This is a genomic window from Rhizobium sp. ZW T2_16 (assembly GCF_044987325.1).
GTDB lineage: Bacteria > Pseudomonadota > Alphaproteobacteria > Rhizobiales > Rhizobiaceae > Neorhizobium > Neorhizobium cellulosilyticum.
Genome location: NZ_JBJDRG010000060.1, coordinates 1 through 1,494 on the forward strand (window position 1 = coordinate 1; position 1,494 = coordinate 1,494).

At 54.6% G+C, this 1,494-nt stretch carries 1 protein-coding gene; it reads right to left on the bottom strand.

The features are described 5' to 3' along the window. Positions 1-324 precede the first annotated feature (324 nt). Positions 325-1,356, bottom strand: a complete 1,032-nt coding sequence (locus tag ACI3K0_RS30700; protein WP_404946980.1) for an IS110 family transposase — start codon at positions 1,354-1,356, stop codon at positions 325-327. Positions 1,357-1,494 lie beyond the last annotated feature (138 nt).

The window sequence follows — 1,494 nt, forward strand, 5'->3', positions numbered from 1 at the left end:
TCCGTTGTCTAATCGCCTGCATCCGGTCAAGCGGATTTTAAACGAGTTTCTTCGTTGCCGTGTTGCTAACGCGACATCTTTTTAGATTTCCTTTCGACATCTTTCATTCCTGCAATTCGTCCGGTGCTGGGAGCACGGTTGTCTCCGCGGTCGACATGCAGTCGCCGCATGATGGGTTTTCGCAGGGGAGGTCTTCCTATGTTCAAGACGCAGTCTCAATGAGCTGCGACGGAATCGACGGAATGACCTAACCCACGTCCACAGCAGGGACGCTCAGCATCTCAGTCGTATTGAGGTGCTGAGGCAGGTAGGCCTGCGCTTCGGCTAGGCCGCTGCGCCGGCCAATGGATTGAACGCTTCCCCGGCCTTGAGCATGCTATGCATTATGACGGCAAGTTTTCGCGCGACAGCAACCGCGGCACGTTTGAAGCCCAGCCGCTCACGCAGCTTCAGTCCCCAGGTTTTGAGACTGCATTCTGTCCTGGCAGTGGTTCTTGTTAAAAGGACAGTTGCTGCCTCGTAGAGTAATCCCCGCAGCCGACCGTCACCGCGTCGCGAGATATGGCCATCATAATCTATTTCGCCAGACTGATAGCGCCGCGTCGTCAGCCCTAGCCAAGCGCCGACTGAGCGCGAGGTGGGGAAGTTTTCAGGATCTTCGATCGCGGCAATGTACGATACGGCCGTAACGGCACCAACGCCTGGAATCGTCATCAGGAGCTTCGTAGCCCGGCTCTGTCTGGAAGCTACGAGTAACTGATGATCAAGTTTGGATGCGCGCTTACGTATGTCGCGCCATGCCTCGAGCAGGGGCAGTATCACAGCTGCCAGACCGCTATTTCCATCCAGCAGCGCTTTCACATTTGCATCAAATACCCCGCCGTCCCCTTTGGGCACGATGAGACCAAACGTTTTAAGGAGGCCACGTATTTGGTTGCTGAGCTGCTTGGAAATGCTTACGAGCTGGCTACGTGCTGCCACCAGTGTGCGCGTCACCATGTTGTCGAAGGTCTTTACTCGCACGACTTTGTAAAATCCGGCTTCGGCCAACTGCGCTAGGCCATCCGCATCATTGGCATCAGTCTTGTTAAGAGTTTCATTCAGAACTTTTTGCGCATGACGTGCTTCAATGCAAATCGCGGGAATTCCTTCCGCTGTAAGCGCGTGATAGAACCAAGTCGACAGCGGGCCTGTCTCAAAGACAACCAGCTTTGCGAGCGGAGCATGTTTGCGGATGATCTGCGACAGTGCTTTCGGATCAGAAGGGCATTTCCCCCGCCAGATACGCTTCCTATTCTCTCGGATCGAAACCGCAGTATCTTTCAGCGAAACATCAAGCCCGATATATTGGTCCATGGTTGCCTCCCATTTGATGCTGGGCCCGGTTCCAAACGTGAGCCCGTATTTCCATCTTACCGGGGGCAACCACCCATGTCAGATATTGCTGAGGCAATGCCTTTGGGCAAACCGTCCCGCGATTACCCCATGTTCAAG

Bases quoted from the DNA above. Each gene is read 5' to 3' on its own strand.
- ACI3K0_RS30700 (WP_404946980.1), bottom strand. From the start codon at position 1,356: ATGGACCAATATATCGGGCTTGATGTTTCGCTGAAAGATACTGCGGTT.